The following is a 17,239-nucleotide window of genomic DNA, read 5'->3' on the forward strand; positions in this document are numbered from 1 at the left end:
CGGCTAGATGTCGTAGCTCTCGGACATGGCGCGCAACATGCAGCGCCGGCGATCCTGATCGCCGCGGCTCGGCTTTCGCGAGAAGGTTAAAGGCGCAGAGGCGCGCCGGCGTCGTTGGAGAGAAAGCTACGACCCCGCATGCGGGGGCGGGCCCGCTCACGTCGTCGACGATCCGAACCGTCGCATCCACGCCGCCCTCAGACTGATCGGTGTCGGCGAGAACGGGCCCGGAGGCGCGCGCGTGATCAGGGCGACCAGCAGGAGCGCGGCGATCGCGAGCCAGAAGCACAGCCAGAACGCGTCGAGATAAGCGAGCACGTTGGCCTCGCGCTGGACCTGCGCGGCCAAGGTCCCGACGGCGCGCGCCTTGGCCTGGCCGCCGCCATGCGCGGCGAAATAGCCGGTCAGCCGTTGCAGCGCGCGCGCGACGTCGAGATCGCCGCTCTGGATGTTGAGGCCGAGATAGGCCGAGTGCACCTGCTCGCGCACCCGCAGCCACGTTCCCATCAGGGCGACGCCGATTTCGGCGCCGCCGAGCCGCATCACCTGGATGTAGGCCGCAAAGGAGGTCGCGCGGGCCGGATCGGAATTCGACAGCGCGAGGATGATGATCGACAGCAAGGTCAGGGCCTGTCCGATCGACTGCAGCACGACGATGACGATGAAATCCTCGCGCGCCCAGGCATGGGTGATCTGGGTGCCGAGCAGATTGGCCGCGGCGAAGGCGCTGAGACCGAGCACGACGACGATGCGGGGATCGAGATGGCGAAGCAGCACGATCGACAGCGGCACCAGCACGATCATCGGCAGCGCGCCGTAGAACAACAGCAGCGAGCCGCTCTGCTCCGGCCGCAACTGCGTGATCGTGGCGAGGAAGTTCGGCACCAGCGACGCATTCGAGAGGCTGGTCAGCGTGTAGAGCAGGATCACGACCAGCGACAGCCCGATGTTGCGCGAGAACAGCACGTTGAAATGCGCCCATGGCTGCGGGGCGAGCGCCTCGTTGACGAGGAACAGGACGAACAGCGCGGCGCCGCCTGATAGCAGCGCCATCACCGTGCCCGATTGCAGCCAGTCGAGCCGGTTGCCCTGGTCGAGCCCGGCATAGATCATCGCCACGGCGCTGCCGAGCAGCAGCATCCCGCCCCAGTCGGCGTTCTCGAGCAGCGTGCGGTTGACCGGCTCGGCCGGGGTGCCGAGATAGACCATCAGCGCCATCAGCGGAGCCAGCACGACGCCCTGCCAGTACAGCCACTGCCAGCCGAGATGCTCGACATAGAAACCGACCAGCGAGGTCGAGGTATCCAGCGCGAAGCCGACCCGGATCGCATAGATCGAGATCGCCGGCAGCCACCAGCGGATCGGCAGGTTGCGGAAGATGATCATGAGCGTGGCCGGCACGAAGGTGCCGAGCAGCATGCCGTGCAGGATCGCGAGCGCGATCAAGGTCGGATAGTCGCGCACGAACGGAATGATCAGCGACAGCACCGCGTAGATCAGGCTGGGAATGCCGAGCACACGGCGCAGGCCGAACACGGTCGCGAGCCACGCCACCGCCGGCGCGATCAAGATCTGCGAGCCGATCGCGGCGGTCGACAGCCATGCGCCCTCGTCGAAGCCGAGCGAGAACGCGCCGCGCAGATCGGGCAGGCCGACCGAGGTCAGCCGGCTGTCGAAATTCGCCAGGAACGAGCCGAGCAGCACCGCCCCGACGGCAAACAGCGGATGCGCCGCCTGGCCGCCGCGCGACAGCGGTCCGCGATCGGTCTCACTTGGTGCCATCGGCCTGGCCGGCGGTGCGGATGTGGGTCTCGACCGACATGCCCGGCAGCAGCCGCGCGAGCAGCGGCTGGTCGCCGTCGAGGGCGATGCGGACCGGAATGCGCTGCACGACCTTGGTGAAGTTGCCGGTGGCATTGTCGGGCGGCAGCAGCGCGAATTGCGAGCCGGAGGCCGGCGCGATCCGCTCGACGCGGCCATGCAGCCTTTGGCCCGGGAACGAGTCCACGGTGACCTCGACCGGCTGGCCGGGCGCGACATGGGTGAGCTGCGTTTCCTTGTAGTTGGCGATGACGAAAACATGCGGCAGCGGCACCACCGCGATCAGGCTGCTGCCGATGTTGACGTAGTCGCCGACCTGCACCTGGCGCTGTCCGACGACGCCGTCGAATGGCGCAGTGATCCTGGTGTAGCCGAGCTTGAGCCGCGCCGCGGCGAGCGCGGCCTTGGCGCCGGCGAGATCGGCGCCGCGCTGCTTCTTGGTGCCGGTGAGCACCTCCAACTGGTGGCGCTGGGCGGCGATCACCGCGCGGCTCGCGCGCACGTCCGCCTGTGCCTTGGCATAGGCGGCCGTTGCCTGTTCCAGCCGCTGCTTGGTCCCTGCCTCGCTCTGCGACAGCGACTGCTGGCGCTCTTCCTCCTGCCTGGCCTGCACCTCGGCCGCGCCGGCCGAGACCTGCTGCGCTTCGGCCTGGGCGATGGTCGCGTATTGTAGCTCGACCTGGTTGCTGAGGTTGTCGAGCGCCGCCTGCGCCGCTTCGACATTGGCTTCGGCCTGCGACACCTGTGCCTCGTAGTCGGCCGGATCGATCTGGACCAGCAGGTCGCCGGCCTTGACCTGCTGGAAATCGCTGACCGCAACCTTCGTCACCTCGCCGGCCACGCGGCTCGAGAGCTGCGTCAGGTCGGCGCGCACATAGGCATCGTTGGTCGACTGGGTCGTTGCGTTGCCGGTCCAGGCGTTCCAGCGCGTGGTCGCGAGCGCCACGAAGGCGAGCGCTGCGATCACCGCAAGCAGCGGAATGCCGAGACGCGCCCAGAGCCCGGGCGCCGCGGCGGAGGAGGGGGGCGGCGTCGATGCAGCGCGCGCCGCCGCGTCGACGTTACCAGGTGTTTCACTCAAGGGAGCCTCCTGCATCGGCCGACGCTGATCAGTCCGACGACTCGTACCCCATTCTGCGCCGCGTGCCACCTGGACTCTGGGTTGTGAGCCATGCGCCGCGGGGCATGGACATCTGCGCGCCGAACGGAACCGGCAGGCGATCGGACCGTGATGAACCAGCTAACAGGCCAGCAGGTTGAGCACACGGGCACAGCCCGCGATCGCCGCGCCGCGACCGCGCCAACGACATCGGCGCTGCACTCGCTGCCGCGACCAGCCCGCGCATGATGTCCCAGAATGCGACGTCGCGCGCGCTCACGTTAACGTTCAGAACGCGACTTGAACGAACCGCGTCCGAATCAGCGGCGCAGCCGGGTACGAGGTCTGTTCACGGCTAGATGTCGTGCTGCCATCGCGTGACATCAGCTATTCGGCATCACCTGACCGCCACCGGACGACCGGCCGGGGTGCAAGACCGTTAAGAGCGCGCAGAGCGGCGTGCCGCCAAGCGGTTGTCGGTGACGCCGGCCGGCGCGCTGCCCGGTTGCAGCGGTCGCCGCGCTGGGTCACATTTCGCATCCGCGACTGGGTCCAGCCGTTCGCTGATCAGAAGGCCTTCATGCATGGGTCACAACGGAGCGATCCTGGTTGCCGGAGGCGCCGGCTACATCGGGGCTCATTGCTGCAAGGCTGTTGCCGGGGCCGGCTACGTGCCGATCTGCTACGACAATCTGTCCACCGGCCATCGCCGCTTCGTGCGGTGGGGACCGCTGGTGGTCGGCGACATCGCCGACAGCGCCAGAGTGGCTGACACCATCCGCGCCCACGGGGTCGGCGCGGTCATGCACCTGGCCGGGCCGAGCACGATCGGCGAATCCGTCACCGATCCGGAGGCATACTATCTCAACAACGTCGCCGGCAGCCTGCGCCTGCTGCAGGGCATGCGCGAGGCCGGCTGCGCGCGGCTGGTGTTCTCCTCGACCGGCGCGGTCTATGGCGACGCCGGGCGGAAGCCGATTCCCGAGAGCGCCGCGGGCTCGGCCCTGAATCCCTACGGCCGCTCGAAATACATGATCGAGCAGATCCTGGCGGACTATCAGGCGGCCTACGGCCTGTCGGCCATCGTGCTGCGCTACTTCAACGCTGGCGGCGCCGACGCGTCAGGCCTGATCGGTGAGCTGCGCGATCCCGAGACGCACCTGATCCCGCGGGCGCTGATGGCGATCCTCGGCCATGTGCCGGACTTCGCGATCTTCGGCACCGACTATGACACACCCGACGGAACCGCCGTGCGCGACTATGTTCACGTCGATGATCTCACGGCAGCCCACATCGCGGCGATGGAGCGTCTGCTGCAGAACGGTTCGGGTGGCACCTACAATCTCGGCACCGGCCGCGGCCATTCGGTTCGCGAGATCGTCGATGCAATCGGCAGGGAGACCGGCGAGCGGATCCCGCTGGTGGTGCGCGCGCGCCGCGCCGGCGATCCACCGGTCCTGGTCGCCGATCCGCGTCTTGCCCGGCAGGAGCTCGGCTTCGCGGCGCATCGGTCCGATCTCGGCACGATCATCCGCTCGGCCTGGACCTGGCACCAGGCGGCGCACCCGCGCATCGCGTGAAAGCCGGGCCGTCCGCGAGGACGTCTTCTGGAGCCGGTGGCGCTAAGCCGCTGCCGGCGGCGTGTGCACGCAGGCGTCGATGAAGCTTTCGACCCGCTCGTCTTCGACCGACCAGCTCCCGATCTCGGACGCGTCACGGAAGAAGTGGACGCTGTGGACCGGTGAGCGGGCATCGTCGCCGCGGATCATCCGCAGCAGGGTCTGAGCTACGCGGCAGTGATCGCCGGGGAGCCTGAGGTCGAAGAATGCGTCGCCATAGCCCGGCAGGATGGTGCCGGCCGAATCGCGAACTTCCATGCGCAACTGAGCCATGCTCGCATTCAACGACAGCAACGGTTTCCGCCCGGTAAATGCCGCCGCGCTTTGGTCTCGATCCGGCGGCACATGCGGCCTCATCATTCGAGAGCTATTGCAGCGTGAACAGACCCAGCGCGTCGCGGACATCGCGCAAGGTCGCAGTAGTGAGGGTGCGCGCCAGTTCGGTGCCGCGCCTGACGATGTCGAGAACATGGCTGGGATCGCGCGCCAGCGCCGCCCGCCGGTCGCGGATGGGCGCGACCACGGCCTGCAGCACGTCATCGAGCCGCCGCTTCACGACGCTGTCGCCGAGGCCGCCTCGGATATAACGCGCCTTGAGGTCCGCAACAGCCGCAGGATCGTCGTCGAACGCGTCGAGATAGGTGAAGACGACATTGCCCTCGACGCGGCCGGGATCCGCGGCCCTGATGTGGCCGGGATCGGTGAACATGCGGCGGACGGCATCGCGGATCTCGTCCGCCGTGGCGGAGAGCGGAATCGTGTTGCCCTGTGATTTGCTCATCTTGGCCTTGCCGTCCACGCCGGGCAGGCGCCCGACGCTCGGGATCAGCGCGCGTGCCTCGGGCAGCACCTCGCTGCCCGCCTGGCGGTTGATGCGGCGGACGATCTCGTTGGTCTGCTCGATCAGCGGCGCCTGGTCGTCTCCGACCGGCACGATGGTCGCCTTGAAGGCGGTGATGTCGGCCGCCTGCGCGACGGGATAGCAAAGGAAGCCGGCCGGAATATCGCGGCCGAAGCCGCGCGCCTGGATCTCGTCCTTGATGGTGGGGTTGCGCTCGAGCCGCGCCACCGTGACGAAGTTCATGTAGAGCAGCGTGAGATCAGCCAGCGCCGGCAAATGCGATTGCAGGCAGATGGTCGTCATCTCCGGATCGATGCCGACGGCGAGATAGTCGGTCGCGATCTCCAGGATATTCCGGCTCACCCTGGCCGGATCATGGGCGTGGTCCGTGAGCGCCTGGGCATCGGCCAGCAGCAGGAATTGCCGATGCGTGGATTGCAGCGCGACGCGGTTCCGCAGCGAGCCGACATAGTGGCCGAGGTGCAGGGGGCCGGTGGTTCTGTCGCCGGTCAGGATGACGGGACGGTCTGGCACTGAGGGACGCATTGTGGTTCTCCAGGAGTGAGAACCGCCGCTCGATCGAGCTCTTCGATGCTGTTGATGACAAGAACCGCGTCGCAGGTCGATGAACGGCGGCGACGGGCGATCAAAGACGAGGCCGTGCCGCTCCTAGATGGAGCGCCACCACATGTTCGCGCGCAGGGTCTCGGTCTTGATCATCGGACCGATATGGCCGAAATCGCGGATCGACGCAACCCGCTGACATGCGCCGAGCGCGGCGCGATCCGGCCATTCCGTCTATTCGAGATCGATCGCATGATACTGGCCGGTCTTGTCGAGCTGCGTGCCCCAGACCTTGTGCAGCGCCTGGTGGTCGGAGGGGCCGAAGCTCACCTTCGATCCAACGCCGAGCTCGTAGTTCTGCATCGATTCGAGGACGTCGACCAGCGACTCGGTGTCGACGGCGGGACCAGCGCGCCGCAGCCCTTCGATCAGGACGTTGGCGGTGAGATAGGCTTCCAGGGACGAGTAGTCCGCCGGCTCGCCGGGGAAATATTTGGCGAGCGCCTTCTTGTAGTTCAGGGTGACGGAGGCGTAGCCGTCGACGGCCGGCGTGACCTGGGTGCAGATGACGCCGTCGGCATAGCGCGGGCCGAGCACCATCAGCTCGCTGGCGAGGCCGGTGCTGCCGACGCCCGAGATCGTCGCGTAGGTCATGTCCGGATAGAGGTCGCGGGTCTTCTCGATGAACTTGGCCGCGGCGCGGAAGGTGGCGACCAGCACGACGGCCTTGATCGCATGCTTCTGCCGGCGGAGTTGCGCGATGGCCTCGTCGACATTGACGGTGTTGCGGCTGTAGCTCATGCGGAAGGCGTCGCCCGCGCCGCCGCGCAGCGCGTGCATCGCCTTGCTGACGCCCTCCCACCCCGCGTCGCCGTAGGCGTCCTGCTGGGTGAGCACTCCGATCTCCTGCGGTCGCAGCTTGCGGCTCTTGACGAGATAGTTCACCAGCGCATGGGCTTCCTCGGCGTAGCCGGCGCGGTAGTTGAAGACGTAGCGGTCCGGCGGGTCGCGGCGGAGCGAAGGAGCCCCGGTGAAGGCGCCGAAATACAGCGCATGGTGCTCGAGCGCGTAGGGCACCGAGATCAGGGCCGTCGGGCTGCCGTAGTTCTCGACGAAGCCGAACACCTTGTGCTGCTCGTAGAGCTCCTTCATCGCGTTCAGCGTCCGCGTCGGCTCATAGGCATCATCGGCCGTGTAGAGCTTGAGCTGCCGGCCATGCACGCCGCCTTCCTCGTTGGCCTGCGCGAAGGCGAGGTCGATGCCGAGCTTGAGCTGATGGCCCATCTCCCGGGCCGGACCCGAGAACGGCGCCGCCATTCCGAAGCTGATTTCGGTGTCGGTCACGCCCTGGACCGGGGGGCGCGCGCTGGTCGGCGGCGCCGCCGCGGCATTGGCCATCCGCGTGTCGAACTTCGGCGTGCGGTCCTCCTCCCTGAGCGGCATGCTCTGGTCTGGCGTGACCACGGGGAGGGCGCTCGCGAACGCTCCGGTCGGGAAAGCATCCTGGACCGGCGCGACTGTCTGCGCGGCGCGGACCGGCAGCGGGGCGACTGTTGCCGGCGTCGTCACCTCCGCACTGCCGTTGGCGGAGAGCGCAGCGGTCCACCGCGTCGGAAGCCGCATCGCGGCAAAGCCGGCCACGCCAGCGGCGACAGCCACGAGCCCCAGCACGCTCAGCACGCCGAGCAACCGCCGCTCCCGTGGCGGCGGAGGAACCTCCTGCACGCCGTAGCGCGACGCGAATTCAGCGGGCGTGGGCCGGTCGTGCTCGTCGCGCCACGATTGTTCATACATCGGACGCCGGCCGTCGTCGTAGCCGGACGGGAATGGCGGATCGCGGTCGTCATTGGGCGCACGCAAATGTCTCACGATTTCCCCCTTGGCTCGCGCGTCATGGACTCGTTGGAGTTTTCTTCTTGATCGCGCGGCCGTCATACGCTGCAGGTTCTGCCGGCCGGATGAGTGTGGCCATGCGTCGAGATCTGCGCATGTCGCACGACCAGCACTCATCATCGCGTGCTGGTGGCTCGACTGTCCCAGACATGTTGTCTGGAACAAGTCCAAACGTCGACATGATACTGCGAAGCAATGCGGCGGTTGTTTGTTCGCGCCGTCAATTCCGGCTGAACAACGAGAGAGCTGCGCCGCCATGAGGGCAATTAGCTAAGACAACAAGTAGACGTGAAGCAGTCGAGCCTGATGGTTGGCATCAGGTGCCGATGATGCTGTTCGCCCGGCGCAAAGCCTCTCGTCAGTGGCCGGCTTTCTCCTCCGCCACCAGTCCCGTCACCATCGCCTTCACCATGGTCGCGATCTGCGCGCGCAAGGCCGCGAGCGGCACCGCGATCAGCTTCTGCTCCAGGCCGAGCGCGACCATGCCGTGGACCGCCGAGAACAGGCTGCGCGCGGTGACGCTGATGTTGTCGAACGAGCGCTGTGGAAACAACGCCGCCAGCGGCTGGTGGATGTGGCGGAACAGGTGCATCTGGTCGGCGATCGCCCAGTCGGGCAGCGGCTTCTCGGGCGCCATGCGGTGTTCGAACAGCGCGCGCCAGAGCTCGAGATTGTGGGCGGCGAAGTCGCAATAGGCGATCGCGATGCGCACCAGCGCAGCCTCGGGGCCGGGAGGGCCCGCGCCCTCGGCTGCGGACAGGTTGGCATCGAGCCGCGCCAGGGTGCGTGATCCGACCATCAGCACGAGCTCGTCGACATCGGCGACGAGATTGTAGACCGCGCCATTGGCGACGCCGATCTCCTGGGCGAGATCGCGCGTCTTCAGGCCGGCGAGACCCCGCGTGCGGATCATCCGCTCGGCAGCCTCGATCAGGGCTTCGCGCTGTTTTGCGCGTCTTTCCAGTGTCTTGGACATTGTCGACCAAAATATTGAGCGTCGCTCAAAATAATCCTTGAGCGCCGCTCATGATTGCGCTAGAAGAAATCCTATGAGCGATGCTCATAACAGGGAGTTCACAATGTTCAAGACCGTTCTGACGCTGTTTCGGGGCACCGTGGCCGTCGCGGAGGAGGAGCTGCAGGACCGTACCGCGCTGGTGATCCTGGATCAGCAGCTGCGTGACGCCGCCGCCGCTGTCGAACGCAGCAAGCGCGCGCTGGCGCTGGCCATCGCGCAGGACCAGCAGGAGGGCAAGCGGCTCGAGGCGACCTTGGCGCGGATCACCGATCTCGAGGTGCGCGCCACCGCAGCGCTCGACGGCGGCCGCGAGGATCTGGCCCGCGAGGCGGCGCAGGCGATCGCCGGCCTCGAGGCCGAGCGTGACGCGGCGCGGACGGCGCGGGCGCTGTTCGCGACCGAGATCACGAGGCTGAAGAAGCATGTCGTCAACGCCGAGGCGCGCATTGCCGAACTCGATCGCGGCCGGCGGATCGCGCGCGCCTCCGAGGCCGTGCGCAATCTGCGCCGCGGCGGCATCGAGGCGGCGCGTCCTTACGAGTGCACGCTGCCCGAGGCCGAGGCGACGCTGAAACGGCTGCGCGAGCGGCAGATCGAGGCGCAAGCCGCGGACGAGGCGCTCATGGAGCTCGATGCCGCGACGGGGCCGATCACCACGGCCGAGAAGCTCGCCGAGCAGGGCTTTGGCCCGCGCATCAAGACCACTGCCGACGACGTGCTGGCGCGGCTGAAGGCCGGCCGCACCGCCCCGGCCAACTGAATTCCGTCACCCCCGATCGAACGCATCAACAACCACTGCCATCATAGGAGCCGACCATGAACCAGAACACCCAGCCGCACAGCAGCGCCTTCATCACCTTCTCCTACGCCTCGTTCGGGGCCTCCGCCTTCCTCGTCGCCCTCGGCGTGTTCTTCATGCCGATCGATCTCTGGATGAAGGGCTACCTGACGATGGGCATCGTCATGCTGGTGCAGACATGCGTCACCCTGACCAAGACGCTGCGCGACCGCCACGAAAGCGGCAAGCTCGTCAACCGCATCGAGGACGCCCGCGCCGAGCGCCTGCTGATGGAGGTGTCGAAGGCGGCGTAGGCGGCCGCGGCAGTCTCGCTCTCTTCGCCTCTCCCCGCTCTTGTCCGCCGTTGCTCGAAGAGAGCGAAGGCCGATAAGGGAGAGGCCGGACTGCCTCGAAGATGCAATCCGGGTCAGGGAGCAGTTTGCGGGGCAAGCTTCGACTTCGGCGAGACAGCGCCGGCAGGCGGTGGGCGCGATGGCGTCCGCCGCTCACGTCGTTCAACCTGCGTTTACCCTCGCTCACGCTCCGTCCCTCGTCGTTATCGTGAATTAACAGCACCAGGGCATAAGGCGGCCAGGGCGGCTGTGATCCCGGCTGCGCCGCTTCTGATCACGCCGTGCTAGGTTGAGGCATGAACATCGTCGCAGCAGTGGGGCGTATCCGACGCAGCATCAGCTTCTGGCTGACCGCGCTCGGCCAGGAGGCGATGGATCTGTCGCTGCGCACCCATGCGGAGTTGCGCACGCGCATCGTCGAGAGCCCGGGCACGACCCTGGATGATGCGGCGCTGGCGGCGCTCGTGGCCGATCTTCGCACCGTCGCCGGCAAGACGCTGCCGGCCGGCGAGCTCACCTATGGCATTTTTTCAGGCCAGCGCGAGCCGCTCGCGCGCGCCATCATCACCGTGGTGTCGGAGGAGGCGGGCGGCCGGCCGATCGCGTTCAACGCGCTCGCGGTGATGCAGGTCGAGCGCGACGGCGACGCCCAGCAGGTGCTGCATCTCGGACTGGTGATGGTCGACCCGGACGCGCGCGGCAAAGGCCTTTCCGGCGTGCTCTACGGCCTCACCACGCTGCTGCTGTTCATCCGTGACGGCCTGCGGCCGAAATGGATCTCCAACGTCACGCAGGTGCCGGCGGTGGCCGGCATGGTCTGCGAGACCTTCTCCGACGTCTATCCGTCGCCGCTGCCGCAGGCCCGGCCGAGCTTTGCGCATCTTCAGCTCGCGCGCGGCATCATGCGGGCGCATCGGGCGGTTTTCGGCGTCGGCGACGAGGCCGGGTTCGACGAACAGCGCTTCGTCATCACCGACGCCTATACCGGCGGCTCCGACGCGCTCAAGAAGACGTATGACGACGCGCCCAAGCATCGCGACCCCGTCTACAACGGCTTCTGTGCGCGCGAGCTCGACTACGCCAGGGGCGACGATCTGCTGCAGCTCGGCCGGATCGATCTCGCCGCCGCCCGGCGCTATCTGCTGCGCGAGATCCCCTCGGACTCGCTGCCGGCGCTGCTGGCGACCTCGGCCGTGCTGGCGCTGCAGCGGATGATCCTGCCGCTGGTGCACTGGCTCGACGACACCAGGACGTTCGGCACCTTGCGTCCGCGCCTGCCGGCCGGCGAGCCCGCGCCATGACGGCCGGCATCGTCGCCGACTCCATCGTCAACCTCTGCGGCGCGATCGGCCTTGCGGTGGCCGCAGCCATGCTGCACCGGCGCGATCCCCGGGGACCGCTGACGGCGCGGCTCGTCGTTCTGCTCGGGACCGTCGCCGCGCTGTTCCTGTTGCGCGGTATCGCCTGGTGGACGGACAATGCTTTCCTCGACCGCATCTCGCTGATTCCGGCAGCGCTGATCCCGCTTGGCGCGCTGGTGGTGACCGAAGGACTGCTGCGCCGGCACGCGCATCGCATGCTCAAGGCAATTGCCCTTGCCGGCGGCGCGGCTCTCGCGATCGCCGGCGCGCTCGGTCCGGTCGCGTTCGAAAGTCACCACACAATCGTGCTGTCAGCCTTTCAGCTCGCGGGCTTTGCGACCTGCGCCTGGCTGCTGCTTCGCCGCGACCGCGCGAGCCTGCTGGCGTGGGAGAACCGCGCCATCGATCGCGTCGCCTTCGGCGCCATCATGGTCATCCCCTTCATCATCACAGATTTTCGCGTGCTGGCGCCGGGCATGCCGGTGCGGCTCGGCGCATTGGGCGCGCTGCTGGCGGTGACCGCGATCCTGATCGCCGGCGCCAGCGCGGAGACGCAGCGCCAAAGCGGGCTGCTGACAGTGTTGCGGATCCTCGGCGCCGCCTTGCTCGGCGCTGCCGCGGCCGCGCTCTCATCGGAGGTCGACGCGGCGCAACTGATGCGTTTCTGCGCGGTCGCCGTGGCCGGCGTGCTCACGATCGGACTGATCGGCGACGCCTTGCGCGCGGTGCTGCAAGCCCGCGAGCCTGGCGTGCTCGACTCGATCGGGGCGTCGAACGCGGCGACACGCGAGGATCTGATCGCCGAGCTCACCCGCCAGCCTGTCTTCGAGAGCGCGCGCCGCTGCCGCGAGGATGAGCTGATCGCCTATGATCCGCCGCTGCTGCGCGACTTTCTCGCGTCGCGCCGGGTGTTGCGCCGGGCCGATGCGCCGTGGCGGCGGGCGGTCGCCGATCCGGCCGTCGAGCGCATGGTGGCGCTGATGGATGCGCGGCATGCGACGCATGTGATCGTGCTGTCGCACCAGCCAGTCGATCTCATCGTGCTCGCGGTCTCCGTGATCTCGGCCGATCCGGCCACGGAAACCGCGCTCGCGCTGGTCAGGCGCCTGCTGGTGCAGGCGCCCGAGCGAGACGTGATCACGCCCACATGTGATGATGCTGATGCTGTGACATGTCCATCATCGGCCCTTCCATCATCGGACCGTCCATGACGAGGGTCGCCGGAGCGGCGCTGGCGGCGGGCGCCGCGCTCGCCAGCATGATCACGTTCGAGGCGGGCGCCGCCGTGATGGCCGCCAGGACGGCGGCGGCGTCGGCACTGTTGCCGCCGCCGGTGGTCGCCAGCACCTGGCCGATCGTGGTGCCATCGACATTGTAGGCGCCGCCATTGACCGGGATGTTGTTGCCGCCGACATCGGCTGCGTTCTGGTGCATCTGGTCGGCGGCCGCGGCGACCAGCGCCTTGTTGCCGGCCTGGAAGCCTTCGAGAATCTTGGCGATCTCGGCGCCGAGCGTGCTCTGGTCGCCGAGCAGCTCGTTGTCGAAGCGGGCCTGGAAGATGCCGCCCTGCGCCGCGTCGAAATCGGTGACGTCCTTCTTGAACGTCATCAGGTCGGCGGTGACCTTCGCCATCGCGGCGGCGTCGCCGGCATTGACCGCGGCGATGGCGGCTTTGCCGAGCGCGTTCGACTGGGCGATGAACATGGCCCAGAAATCGGTCTGCGCCTGGTTGTCCTGATAGGCCGGCGTCGGATTGAGGAAGTCGCCGAATCCGGTCCAGCCGTTGAGGCCGTTCTGCTGCGCCATGTTGGCGAGATTGGTGTCGCCGGCGACGATGTCGATGATGTCGAGGAAGTCGTCGTTGAGCGCGCGGCCGATGTCGACATTGCCGGCCGCGCCGTTGATGTGGGTGTTGACGAGCGCGAGCTGGTCGATGATGGCGAGCGCGTGCACGCCGGTCAGGCCGCCGAACTGCAGCGGGTTGGCGGCGACCAGCGCATTGAGGCCGGCGATCAGCGCGTCGACATCGTCCTGGATGATGTCGACATTGCTGTCGTTGACGCCGCCGATCAGCCGGTTGGCGGCGTCGTTGAAGATCAGGCCGAGCTCGGCCAGCGTGCCCTTGGCGGCGGTTGCGGCCGTCACGCCCTCGGGCAGCAGCGCCGGCGCCTGCAGGAAGCCGGTGACGCCATCGGCGTTGGTGGCCTTGCCGGCGAGGTTCGGATCGTTGTTGACGACGTTGAGGATGTCGAGATGCGCGTTGCGCAGCGCGGTCTCCGCGGCCGCGATGCTGCCGAACGCGCCGCCGCCGGTCACCGACGCCATCGCGGCATCCTGCGCGACTGTGATGTCGGCGAGGATCTTGTTGACGTTGGTCAGCGTCTGCCCGGTGAACTGGTTGGCGGCAACCATCGCCTTCAGGCCATCCTGAATCACGGTGAGATCGCCGGTGTAGTTGTAGACGCTGCCGAGCCCCTGGCCGCCTTCGTCGACCACGTTGCGCCACAGCCCGCCTTCGAGAAAGCGCGTCGCGTCGTTGAACACCACGCCGAGTTCGGCGAAGCCGAGCGCGGGCGTCGGTGGCGTGGGTGTGGGAGGTGTCGGCGTGGGCGGCATCGGCGCAGGCGCCGGCTGGCAGTGATGATTGTGATGATGATGGTGGTGGTTGTGATGATGGTGATCGTGGTGACTGTCGTGATGGTGACGATGATGGTGCGACATGTCCGACGTACTCCCCAAGGCTGCGCACCACTGCGGATGAGCCGAGGCAACGGGGCGCGGCTGACGCGGGTGCGGATGATGCGGGCTATCTGCTGCCCGCTTCGTGGCTGCTTCGCGCAAGGAGTGTGGAATGCGTCTGCGTCAGATTGTCGTGCGGCATACGGGGGGCGCTGCCGCAGAGCTGCGACATCTCACCGCTTGACGGGTGAGGGGCCGCTTCAAGAGCGCGCGACCCGCGGCGACGTCGCGCCACGGCAAATCAGTGAGTTGCAAGAGCGCTCGACCGCCGCGATTCGGTCGATGCTGGACGTTCCGAACGCACACGGAGCGCCTTGCGACGATCCGACGCGTCCGGCGAAATGATGCTGAGATCCGGAGCAACGACGGGCCGCCGCTGCGATGTGGCCGGATCATGGCGATTTCTTTGCGAAGGCCGAGAACGCGTCGGCGTAGTCGGCATGCCAGCGCGACAGCGGCGGCCGGTTCTCGACGATGTCGCCCGCGGCCCACAGGATGCGCCGCTCGTCCAGCGCGCGCGGCACGTCGTTGTCAGGGCACAGCACGTAGAAGTCGCCGGCCGCGACGCGCTCCAGCATGAAGTCGACGGTCTGCTCTGGCGTCCATGCGCCGGCCGGCTTCTCGACGCGGCCATTGGCGGTCAGCGGCGTGAACACGAAGCCCGGAATGAACAGATGCGCCGTCACCTGGCAGCCGGGCGTGTTGCGCAGCTCGTGCTGCAGCGCCTCGGTGAACGCCTTCACGCCGGCCTTCGAGACGTTGTAGGCGGGATCGCCGGGCGGCGTGGTGATGCCCTGCTTGGAGCCGGTGTTGATGATCAGCGCCCGCCGGCCGTGCGCGATCATGCCGGGGGCGAACACCTGCGCGCCATGGATGATGCCCCACAGGTTGACGCCGAGGATGCGCTGCCAATTGTCGTCGGCCAGCATCTTGCTGCCCGGCTGGATGCCGGCATTGTTCATCAGCACGTCGATCGCGCCGAACCGCTGCCGCACCGCCGTTTCGAGCGCGACCACGCTGTCCCGGCTGCTCACATCGACCGTGGCGGTCATGACCGCAGCCTCGCCACGCTTGGTCGCAGCCGCGAGCCTGGCGGCGGCGTCGCGCAGCCGGGCCTCGTCGATATCGGCGATGCAGACGTTCATGCCGCGTTCTGCAAAGCGCATGGCGGCGGCGAGCCCGATGCCGGAGGCGCCTCCGGTGATGACGGCGGTGTGGTCGGCGGACAAGGCAGGGTGAGACACGGCAGGTTCTCCGGCATGACGATGAGATGCTGGTGTATGATGTCCCGGCGCGGCCGCAAGATCATCCGGCTGACGGCAAGACGGGTTTTTTTGCGGCTACAACGCGAGCCGCATCAGTCCGGTCACAGATGCACCGCGTCGGCTGGAACCGGCTTACGACGCGGTTCTGGCCGCGCGGGCCTTCCGTGGCTTCTCGATGTCGCTGCGCAGCGCGGCGAGATCCTTCTTCACGGCATTGGCCGCGTCGCGCTCGATGCGCCGGTAACGTTCGACCAGCTGCGCGCCGAACGCCGTCAGCGCCGCGCCACCGCCATTGCGGCCGCCGGTCTGCCGCGCGACCGCGGGCTGCCGGCATACCCGGTTGATCTCGTCGACGAGGTCCCAGGCCCGCTTGTAGGACATGTCCATCGCGCGCCCGGCCGCTGAGATCGAGCCGTGCCGCGCGATGTTCTCCAGAAGCGCGATCTTGCCCGGCCCGATCCGGCTGCCGTCATCGAGATCGATGCGCAGGCTGAGCGAGGGCAGGGCGTTCGCTTTCGGCATGGAGGGTCTGCTCATACTGACGTGGGGCGGACATTGCCACCATCATGTTTTGCGAACAAGATGATGCCAATCGACAATCGCAACGACATCTGGGGACGAAATGCTGCCTGCGCTGTTTTCACCGCTCACGATCGGTCCTTATCACCTCAAGCATCGCGTCGTGATGGCGCCGTTGACCCGCATGCGCGCCGCAAAGGAGACGCTCGCGCCGCGGCCGCTCAACGTCGACTATTATGCGCAGCGCGCCACGCCGGGCGGGCTGATCATCGCCGAGGCCTCGCCGGTCGCGCCGACCGGCACCGGTAGCCCGAACGTGCCGGGCATCTATAGCACGGCACAGATCGCCGGCTGGAGGCAGGTCGTCGACGCCGTGCATGCCAAGGGCGGATTCATCTTCCTGCAGCTCTGGCATGTCGGCCGCGTCTCGCATTCCTCGTTCCAGCCGGGCGGTGCGTTGCCGGTGGCGCCGTCGGCGATCGCGATCGGCGACGATCTCAAGGCGATGACGGCGGACGGCAGGCCGGCGGCCTACGAGACGCCGCGTGCGCTCGACACCGACGAGATCCCCGCGCTTGTCGCCGCCTATGGCCAGGCCGCGCGCAATGCGATGGCCGCCGGCTTCGACGGCGTCGAGGTGCATGGTGCGAACGGCTATCTGATCGAGCAGTTCCTGCAGACCCGCAGCAACCAGCGCACCGACCGCTACGGCGGCTCCATCGAGAACCGCTGCCGCTTCCTGCTCGAGGTGACCGAGGCCGTGATCGGCGCCTGCGGTGCCGACAAGGTCGGCGTGCGGCTGTCGCCCTATGGCATCGCCAACGGCTCCGGCGAAGCCGACCCGATGCCGCTCTACACCCATGCGATCGAGGCGCTCGACAAGCTGGGCATCGCCTATCTGCACCTGATCGAGCCGCGCTCCTCCGGCGCCGGCCGCGCCGACGTCAACTGGCAGAACGTGCCGTCGGCGATCGCCCTATTCCGGCCGATCTGGAAGGGCGTGCTGATCGGCGCCGGCGGCTTCACCGGCGAGCCGGCGGAGGCGGCGATCAAGGCCGGCCATGCCGACGCCATCGCTTTCGGTCGCTACTTCATCAGCAATCCGGACCTGCCGGCACGCCTGCAGCACGGCTGGCCCTTGACGCCCTACAACCGCCCGACCTTCTACGGCGGCGAGGAGAAGGGCTACACGGATTATCCGGTGTATCAGGAGACAGCCGAGGCGTAGCCTCCGCTCTCTCCACGTCATTGCGAGGAACGAAGCGTACGATGATCGACGCTCTTCGCTCGTCTCTTTCCACATCGTCATGCCCGGGCTTGTCCCGGGCATCCACGTCCATCCAAGCGTGCCGACCGACGTGGATGGCCG

General features: G+C 67.7%; 15 protein-coding genes. 6 read left to right on the top strand and 9 right to left on the bottom strand.

Annotation, left to right across the window (positions count from 1 at the left end):
- Nucleotides 1–156 precede the first annotated feature (156 nt).
- Nucleotides 157–1,782: an MFS transporter gene (locus ACQR1F_RS00280; protein ID WP_434900142.1), complete on the bottom strand. Its 1,626-nt coding sequence runs from the start codon at nucleotides 1,780–1,782 to the stop codon at nucleotides 157–159.
- Entirely contained in the window at nucleotides 1,769–2,902 is a 1,134-nt protein-coding gene (locus ACQR1F_RS00285) for an HlyD family secretion protein (protein ID WP_315801859.1), read from the bottom strand. Before ACQR1F_RS00285 ends, ACQR1F_RS00280 begins: the two co-directional genes overlap by 14 nt.
- Before the next feature lie 602 nt (nucleotides 2,903–3,504).
- On the opposite strand from ACQR1F_RS00285, the gene galE reads away from it, so the two are divergent.
- A complete protein-coding gene (gene galE / locus ACQR1F_RS00290) occupies nucleotides 3,505–4,500 on the top strand; it encodes a UDP-glucose 4-epimerase GalE (protein ID WP_434900143.1) in 996 nt (331 codons plus the stop codon).
- Between the two features lie 42 nt (nucleotides 4,501–4,542).
- Here the strand turns inward: galE and ACQR1F_RS00295 are convergent, their stop codons facing one another.
- The 4 genes from ACQR1F_RS00295 to ACQR1F_RS00310 all read right to left on the bottom strand — a co-directional run bounded on the left by ACQR1F_RS00295 (nucleotide 4,543) and on the right by ACQR1F_RS00310 (nucleotide 8,813).
- Entirely contained in the window at nucleotides 4,543–4,812 is a 270-nt protein-coding gene (locus tag ACQR1F_RS00295; protein WP_434912337.1) for a hypothetical protein, read from the bottom strand.
- 94 nt (nucleotides 4,813–4,906) lie between these two features.
- Nucleotides 4,907–5,926 carry a tryptophan--tRNA ligase gene (trpS, locus tag ACQR1F_RS00300; protein ID WP_434900145.1) on the bottom strand — a complete coding sequence of 340 codons (1,020 nt, stop codon included), beginning with the start codon at nucleotides 5,924–5,926 and terminating at the stop codon, nucleotides 4,907–4,909.
- Nucleotides 5,927–6,178: 252 nt separating this feature from the next.
- Complete coding sequence (locus ACQR1F_RS00305) at nucleotides 6,179–7,813, bottom strand: ABC transporter substrate-binding protein (RefSeq protein WP_434912338.1); 1,635 nt, start codon at nucleotides 7,811–7,813, stop codon at nucleotides 6,179–6,181.
- Nucleotides 7,814–8,195: 382 nt separating this feature from the next.
- Nucleotides 8,196–8,813 (bottom strand): TetR/AcrR family transcriptional regulator, encoded by a 618-nt coding sequence (locus ACQR1F_RS00310; protein WP_434912339.1) that lies wholly within the window; start codon nucleotides 8,811–8,813, stop codon nucleotides 8,196–8,198.
- Nucleotides 8,814–8,916: 103 nt separating this feature from the next.
- Here ACQR1F_RS00310 and ACQR1F_RS00315 point away from each other — a divergent pair, with 103 nt between their 5' ends.
- From ACQR1F_RS00315 to ACQR1F_RS00330, 4 genes are all read left to right on the top strand, one after another.
- Nucleotides 8,917–9,615, top strand: coding sequence for a PspA/IM30 family protein (locus ACQR1F_RS00315; protein WP_316179543.1), 699 nt, complete (start codon nucleotides 8,917–8,919; stop codon nucleotides 9,613–9,615).
- Between the two features lie 56 nt (nucleotides 9,616–9,671).
- On the top strand, nucleotides 9,672–9,947 hold the full coding sequence (locus tag ACQR1F_RS00320) for a YiaA/YiaB family inner membrane protein (RefSeq protein ID WP_315721840.1): 276 nt from the start codon (nucleotides 9,672–9,674) through the stop codon (nucleotides 9,945–9,947).
- Nucleotides 9,948–10,282: 335 nt separating this feature from the next.
- A complete protein-coding gene (locus ACQR1F_RS00325) occupies nucleotides 10,283–11,287 on the top strand; it encodes a hypothetical protein (RefSeq protein ID WP_434912340.1) in 1,005 nt (334 codons plus the stop codon).
- Nucleotides 11,284–12,558, top strand: a complete 1,275-nt coding sequence (locus ACQR1F_RS00330) for a hypothetical protein (protein WP_434912341.1) — start codon at nucleotides 11,284–11,286, stop codon at nucleotides 12,556–12,558. The genes ACQR1F_RS00325 and ACQR1F_RS00330 overlap by 4 nt, the downstream gene beginning before the upstream one ends.
- On the opposite strand, the gene ACQR1F_RS00335 is transcribed toward ACQR1F_RS00330, so the two are convergent.
- The 3 genes from ACQR1F_RS00335 to ACQR1F_RS00345 all read right to left on the bottom strand — a co-directional run bounded on the left by ACQR1F_RS00335 (nucleotide 12,485) and on the right by ACQR1F_RS00345 (nucleotide 15,873).
- A complete protein-coding gene (locus tag ACQR1F_RS00335) occupies nucleotides 12,485–14,068 on the bottom strand; it encodes a hypothetical protein (protein ID WP_434912342.1) in 1,584 nt (527 codons plus the stop codon). The genes ACQR1F_RS00330 and ACQR1F_RS00335 overlap by 74 nt on opposite strands.
- A 410-nt stretch (nucleotides 14,069–14,478) precedes the next feature.
- Entirely contained in the window at nucleotides 14,479–15,330 is an 852-nt protein-coding gene (locus tag ACQR1F_RS00340; protein ID WP_434912343.1) for an SDR family NAD(P)-dependent oxidoreductase, read from the bottom strand.
- A 153-nt stretch (nucleotides 15,331–15,483) separates the two neighbouring features.
- Entirely contained in the window at nucleotides 15,484–15,873 is a 390-nt protein-coding gene (locus ACQR1F_RS00345) for a winged helix-turn-helix domain-containing protein (protein WP_316179535.1), read from the bottom strand.
- Nucleotides 15,874–15,973: 100 nt separating this feature from the next.
- Here ACQR1F_RS00345 and ACQR1F_RS00350 point away from each other — a divergent pair, with 100 nt between their 5' ends.
- Nucleotides 15,974–17,098, top strand: coding sequence for an alkene reductase (locus ACQR1F_RS00350; RefSeq protein ID WP_434912344.1), 1,125 nt, complete (start codon nucleotides 15,974–15,976; stop codon nucleotides 17,096–17,098).
- Nucleotides 17,099–17,239: the final 141 nt, after the last annotated feature.

Origin of the sequence: Bradyrhizobium sp. HKCCYLS3013 (assembly GCF_051167615.1) — a bacterium.
Taxonomy (GTDB): Bacteria; Pseudomonadota; Alphaproteobacteria; order Rhizobiales; family Xanthobacteraceae; genus Bradyrhizobium.

Bases quoted from the DNA above. Each gene is read 5' to 3' on its own strand.
- ACQR1F_RS00280 (WP_434900142.1), bottom strand. From the start codon at position 1,782: ATGGCACCAAGTGAGACCGATCGCGGACCGCTGTCGCGCGGCGGCCAG.
- galE (WP_434900143.1), top strand. From the start codon at position 3,505: ATGGGTCACAACGGAGCGATCCTGGTTGCCGGAGGCGCCGGCTACATC.
- ACQR1F_RS00295 (WP_434912337.1), bottom strand. From the start codon at position 4,812: ATGGCTCAGTTGCGCATGGAAGTTCGCGATTCGGCCGGCACCATCCTG.
- trpS (WP_434900145.1), bottom strand. From the start codon at position 5,926: ATGCGTCCCTCAGTGCCAGACCGTCCCGTCATCCTGACCGGCGACAGA.
- ACQR1F_RS00310 (WP_434912339.1), bottom strand. From the start codon at position 8,813: ATGTCCAAGACACTGGAAAGACGCGCAAAACAGCGCGAAGCCCTGATC.
- ACQR1F_RS00315 (WP_316179543.1), top strand. From the start codon at position 8,917: ATGTTCAAGACCGTTCTGACGCTGTTTCGGGGCACCGTGGCCGTCGCG.
- ACQR1F_RS00320 (WP_315721840.1), top strand. From the start codon at position 9,672: ATGAACCAGAACACCCAGCCGCACAGCAGCGCCTTCATCACCTTCTCC.
- ACQR1F_RS00325 (WP_434912340.1), top strand. From the start codon at position 10,283: ATGAACATCGTCGCAGCAGTGGGGCGTATCCGACGCAGCATCAGCTTC.
- ACQR1F_RS00330 (WP_434912341.1), top strand. From the start codon at position 11,284: ATGACGGCCGGCATCGTCGCCGACTCCATCGTCAACCTCTGCGGCGCG.
- ACQR1F_RS00335 (WP_434912342.1), bottom strand. From the start codon at position 14,068: ATGTCGCACCATCATCGTCACCATCACGACAGTCACCACGATCACCAT.
- ACQR1F_RS00345 (WP_316179535.1), bottom strand. From the start codon at position 15,873: ATGCCGAAAGCGAACGCCCTGCCCTCGCTCAGCCTGCGCATCGATCTC.
- ACQR1F_RS00350 (WP_434912344.1), top strand. From the start codon at position 15,974: ATGCTGCCTGCGCTGTTTTCACCGCTCACGATCGGTCCTTATCACCTC.